General features: G+C 55.8%; 3 protein-coding genes and 1 pseudogene. 2 read left to right on the top strand and 2 right to left on the bottom strand.

Annotated elements, in window-relative coordinates; all coding sequences use genetic code 11:
- Positions 1-2,041 (top strand): TonB-dependent siderophore receptor (locus Q9J32_RS09935; protein WP_304675429.1); only part of this gene is annotated, 2,041 nt, incomplete at its 5' end.
- 69 nt (positions 2,042-2,110) lie between these two features.
- Positions 2,111-3,043 carry an alpha/beta hydrolase gene (locus Q9J32_RS09930; RefSeq protein WP_301885693.1) on the top strand — a complete coding sequence of 311 codons (933 nt, stop codon included), beginning with the start codon at positions 2,111-2,113 and terminating at the stop codon, positions 3,041-3,043.
- A 290-nt stretch (positions 3,044-3,333) separates the two neighbouring features.
- Here the strand turns inward: Q9J32_RS09930 and Q9J32_RS09925 are convergent.
- Together Q9J32_RS09925 and dnaE are read right to left on the bottom strand one after the other, a co-directional pair.
- Positions 3,334-3,540 (bottom strand): annotated as a pseudogene (locus Q9J32_RS09925) (hypothetical protein); the annotation flags it as partial.
- Positions 3,541-3,630: 90 nt separating this feature from the next.
- The coding region (gene dnaE / locus Q9J32_RS09920) for a DNA polymerase III subunit alpha (protein WP_304675428.1) at positions 3,631-5,879 on the bottom strand (2,249 nt) is incomplete at its 5' end.

Below are 5,879 nucleotides of genomic sequence, written 5' to 3'. Positions count from 1 at the left end.
AACGGCGGATTTGGAAACCGTCCACATCAAAGGTCAGCGTTCGTACAACGCGATTGCCACCGAGAAAAACGGCGATTACAGCTCGTTTGCCGCCACCGTCGGCACAAAAATCCCCGCTTCTTTGCGCGAAATTCCGCAATCCGTCAGCATCATCACCAACCAGCAGGTCAAAGACCGCAATGTTGACACCTTCGACCAACTGGCACGCAAAACGCCCGGTCTGCGCGTGTTGAGCAACGACGACGGACGCTCTTCGGTTTATGCGCGCGGTTACGAATACAGCGAATACAACATCGACGGCCTGCCTGCGCAGATGCAGAGTATCAACGGCACGCTGCCCAACCTGTTTGCCTTCGACCGCGTGGAAGTGATGCGCGGGCCGAGCGGACTGTTCGACAGCAGCGGCGAGATGGGCGGCATCGTGAATCTGGTGCGCAAACGCCCGACCAAAGCGTTCCAAGGTCATATGGCGGCAGGATTCGGTACGCACAAACAATATAAAGCCGAAGCCGATGTATCGGGCAGCCTCAATTCAGACGGCAGCGTGCGCGGCCGCGTGATGGCGCAGACCGTCGGCGCGTCTCCGCGTCCCGCCGAGAAAAACAACCGCCACGAAACCTTCTACGCGGCTGCGGATTGGGACATCAACCCCGATACGGTTTTGGGCGCGGGCTATCTTTACCAGCAACGCCACCTCGTGCCGTACAACGGCCTGCCAGCCGATGCCGACGGCAAATTGCCGTCCCTGCCGCAACACGCATTTGTCGGCGCGGATTGGAACAAATTTAAAATGCACAGCCACGACGTGTTCGCCGATTTGAAACATTACTTCGGCAACGGCGGCTACGGCAAAGTCGGTATGCGCTATTCCGACCGGAAAGCCGATTCCAATTACACGTTTGCGGGCAGCAAACTCAACAATACCGGACAAGCCAACGTGGCGGGTTTGGGTACGGACATCAAACAAAAAGCCTTTGCGGTTGACGCAAGTTACAGCCGGCCGTTTGCCTTGGGCAACACTGCCAACGAATTTGTGATTGGTGCGGACTACAACCGTTTCCGCAGCACTAATGAACAAGGGCGTTCGACTGTTGCAAGCAATATCGCCTTGGGCGATTTCCGCTCCGTTCCCTATGTGAATTTGATACAAAATGCCCGTGCCGGCGCGCACGGCTACAAGCATACCCTTGACACCGAAAACCTTGATAAATTCGGCGTTTACGGCAAATCCACCTTCCATCCTGCCGACGGGCTGTCGCTCATCGGCGGCGGACGTTTGGGACACTATAAAATCGAGTCGGGCGAAGGCGACGAGTTGCACAAAGCCAGCAAAACCAAGTTCACCGGCTACGCAGGCGCGGTTTACGATATAGACGGCAGCAACAGCCTGTACGTTTCCGCCTCCCAGCTCTATACGCCGCAAACCAACCTCGATGCCGATGGCAAGCTGCTCAAACCGCGCCAAGGCAACCAGTTTGAAGTCGGCTACAAAGGCAGCCACATGGACGACCGCCTCAATACCCGGGTTTCGTTCTACCGCCTGAAAGACAAAAACGCCGCCGCACCGCTGAACCCGAACAACCGCAACACCCGTTATGCCGCATTGGGCGAGCGCGTGATGGAAGGCGTTGAGACCGAAATCAGCGGCGCGGTTACACCGAAATGGCAAATCCATGCAGGTTACAGCTATCTGCACAGCCAAATCAAAACCGCCTCCAATTCGCGCGACGACGGCATCTTCCTGCTGATGCCCAAACACAGTGCGAACCTGTGGACGACTTACCAAGTTACGCCCGGGCTGACCGTCGGCGGCGGCGTGAACGCGATGAGCGGCATTACTTCATCTGCAGGGATGCATGCAGGCGGTTATGCCACGTTCGATGCGATGGCGGCATACCGCTTCACGCCCAAGCTGAAGCTGCAAATCAACGCCGACAACATCTTCAACCGCCATTACTACGCCCGCGTCGGCGGCACGAACACCTTTAACATTCCCGGTTCGGAGCGCAGCCTAACGGCAAACCTGCGTTACAGTTTTTAAAGACCAATATGCCGTCTGAAACGGCAGCCGCAGCATCATCAAACCACAACAAGCTGCGCGGCATACCCTATGCTCTCACAACTGGAGTATGGCATTGCGAAGGAAAACAGACCGAACCGGCAGGCAGACCGCTTTGCCGGTTCGGTTTTACCGCTTGCCGCCAGTCTGACCCACAAGCCGAACATCATGAAACCCATACCGACCGACACATTCCAACCTGCCATACTGCCCCAAGCCTTTGAAACCGAAATCAAATCCACCTGCACGGGGCGAATCTATCGGATTCAGACGGCAACACTCGGCGAAATGCCGTCTGAAGGCTATCCCGTCCTCTTTGTCCTCGACGGCGAAGCCTTTTTCCCCGCACTTTTCAACATCATGCAGTCGCTGATGCCCAACCCCGTTACCCGAAGCAACGCCCCCTGCCTGATTGTCGGTATCGGCTATACGACAGGCAGTGTGCGCGACCTGACGCAACGTGCCGCTGACTACACGCCGCCGCTTGGAGACAACGCCACAGCAGACGAACGGCGGCAGTTCGGACAGGCAGACCGCTTCGCCGACTTTATCGACAGCGAGCTGACCACCTTTTTAGAAAGCACATACCAGCTGGACAAAAATGAAACCGCCGTATTCGGGCATTCGTTCGGCGCACTGTTCGGACTGTATTCCCTGCTTTCCCACCGCCGTTTCAGACGGCATTGGCTCGTATCCCCCTCGATTTGGTGGCACAACAGGCGGATACTCGACTTTATGCCGTCTGAAAACCGGCTAAACGGCATCGATGTCTGCCTCAACATCGGCGCGCTCGAGCGGGGCAGCGGTTGCAAACGCAGGGAAGGACGCGATATGGCAGGGCAGGCCGAACAAATGGCGGCAGAGTTGGACAGGCGCGGGGCCGCCGTATTTTTCCGGGAATATCCGAATGCCAACCACGGTAATGTACCGTTTTATACACTGACCGACTGCGTCGAATATTTGAGGGAAGCGTGGCAACGGTAGGGGGAATTCAATATATGACTGCTTTGTTTTGCATCGGAAAATATAGTGGATTAACAAAAACCAGTACGGCGTTGCCTCTCCTTAGCTCAAAGAGAACGATTCTCTAAGGTGCTGAAGCACCAAGTGAATCGGTTCCGTACTATTTGTACTGTCTGCGGCTTCGTCGCCTTGTCCTGATTTTTGTTAATCCACTATAACAAGGGCTACCTAAGGGTTATTGCTCCTGTTCTCATTTTATTTTGATATAAAAAATCCCTGTTTCAGGCTGTCTGAAGCAGGGATGGTTTGATTTAACGGACGGGTGGGTGTTTTTTCAGACGGCACGGTCTGATTTCTTTGCCCGGTTCGCCGGTTCGGTATTTTTGGAATGAAAGGGCGGTTTTGACACCGATACTTTGGAAAATGCCGTTTTTCCCTTTGGTGCTGCCTGTGTCATGTACACGGATATCAATCGCCCCGGTTGCTCTATTCAGGCTGGCGAAATAACCAAAAAATACGTTTTTCTCGGCAGTTACTTTTATTCAATCATTCGCATAAAGTACGAATGAAACCGGTTTTTGGGTTTCAGACGGCATTTGTATTTCGGGTTACCAATTCACGCGGACTGCCCTGCTGCCGAGCAATGTTTCCAGTTCGCCGAACAATGCGGAACTCGGCGTAACCGTCCATTTCGGCGGCACTTGAAGCCTGCCCGACGCTTTTTCGTTGGCATACGACAGTTGCAGTGGGATGCGCGGCGTGTCGGGCAGTTGGTGGGCGGCGAGCAGCCGTACCAGTCCGCCGATGTCGTGATGCGGGGCGAGGGCTAGGCTGAGGCTGCGGGCGTAACGTTCGCGCGCCATTTGCAGGGTCATGACTTGGTTTGCCATGATGCGCAGTCCGTCGCCGCCGCCGTAGTCGTCGCGGCTGACTTTGGATTCGATAATCAGCACTTGGTCGGATTTGAGGTAGTCGACGCAGTTTTCCAGCGTCTGGCCGCTGACCATGATTTCAATCTGCCCGCTCAAATCTTCGAGGCTGACGAAGGCGATTTTGCCGCGCTTGCCCATCATGGTGCGCACGGCGGTAACGAATCCGGCGAGGCGGACGCTGTCTTGCGGTTTCAGACGGCCTAATTTGGTCGGGGCGATTTGGCGGACTTCTTGGGCATACGGGCCGAACGGGTGGCCGGACAGGTAAAAGCCGATGACGGTTTTTTCTTCGGCGAGTTTTTCCGATTCGCTCCACATGGGCGCATCGATGAGCTGCACCGGTTCGATGGCGTCTTCCATCATGTCGAAAAGTCCGCCCTGATTGGCGTTGGCGGCTTTTTGGTCGGCGTTGTTCATGGCGAGGTCGATGTTCGCCAAGAGCATGGCGCGGTTGGGTTCGATGCTGTCGAACGCGCCGCCGCGTATCAGGGCTTCGAGGGTGCGGCGGTTCATGTGTTCTTTGCCGACGCGCTCACAGAAGTCCAACAGGCCGGTAAACTTGCCGCCGCTTTGACGCGCGGCGATGATGGATTCGACGGCGGCTTCGCCCGTGCCTTTAATCGCGCCGAGTGCGTAGCGGATTTTCATGTTCGGATACGGCGTGAAGCGGTAGTCGGATTCGTTGATGTCGGGCGGCAGGAACTCGATGCCGTTGGCGCGGCAGTCGTCGTAGAAATGCTTGAGCTGGTCGGTGTTGTCCAATTCAGACGACATGGTCGCTGCCATAAATTCGGCGGGGTAATGGGCTTTGAGCCATGCGGTCTGGTAGGAAATCAGGGCGTAGGCGGCGGCGTGGGATTTGTTGAAACCGTAGCCGGCGAATTTTTCCATGTAGTTGAAGATTTCGTCGGATTTTTCGCGCGAAATGCCTTGTTTTGCCGCGCCTTCAGCGAAGATTTCGCGGTGTTTCACCATTTCTTCGGGCTTTTTCTTACCCATGGCGCGGCGCAGCAAGTCCGCGCCGCCGAGCGAGTAGCCGCCGATAATCTGCGCCGCCTGCATCACTTGTTCCTGATACACCATAATTCCATAAGTCGGCGCGAGGATGCCTTCGAGCAGCGGGTGGATGTATTGAAATTCCTGACCCTTCATACGCGCGACGAAGTCGGGGATGTTGTCCATCGGGCCGGGGCGGTAGAGCGATACGAAGGCGATGAGTTCTTCAAACTTGGTGGTGTGCGCCGTTTTCAGCATTTTTTTCATGCCGGTCGATTCGAACTGGAATACGGCGGTGGTGTTCGCGTCGCGGAAGATTTTGTAGGCGGCTTGGTCGTCGAGCGGGATTTTGCCGACATCGACAATATCGCCGGTGGTGTTTTTGATGTTGTTCTGCGCCATTTCGATAATGGTCAGGTTGCGCAGGCCCAAAAAGTCGAACTTCACCAAACCCACGTCTTCCACGTCGCCCTTGTCGTACATGGATACGGGCGAGGCGGATTCGTCTGCCTGATACACGGGGCTGTAATCGGAAATCTTGCCCGGCGCAATCAACACGCCGCCCGCGTGCATACCCAGACCGCGCGTCAGGTCTTCCAGCTTTTTCGCCAGCGTAATCAGTTCGTCCGCTTCTTCCGCTTCAATCAATTCCTGAATCTGAGGCTCCGCCTTCATTGCGTCGTCCAAACCCAAAGGTTTGTTGGCTTCCAGCGGAATCAGCTTGGACAGTTTGTCGCACAGGGTAAACGGCAACTCCAACACGCGCCCTACGTCGCGTATCACCGCTTTGGACGACATCGTGCCGAAGGTTACAATCTGGCTCACCGCCTCTGCGCCGTATTTGTCGCGCACATACTCAATCACGCGGCCGCGGTTGCTTTGGCAAAAATCCACGTCGAAGTCGGGCATGGAGACGCGTTCGGGGTTTA

It is taken from the genome of Neisseria uirgultaei (assembly GCF_962719845.1).
GTDB classification, from domain to species: Bacteria; Pseudomonadota; Gammaproteobacteria; order Burkholderiales; family Neisseriaceae; genus Neisseria; species Neisseria bergeri.
This window is presented reverse-complemented; position numbering and strand designations above follow the sequence as displayed.

Coding starts and splice junctions, on each gene's coding strand:
- Q9J32_RS09930 (WP_301885693.1), top strand. CDS start 2,111: ATGCTCTCACAACTGGAGTATGGCATTGCGAAGGAAAACAGACCGAAC.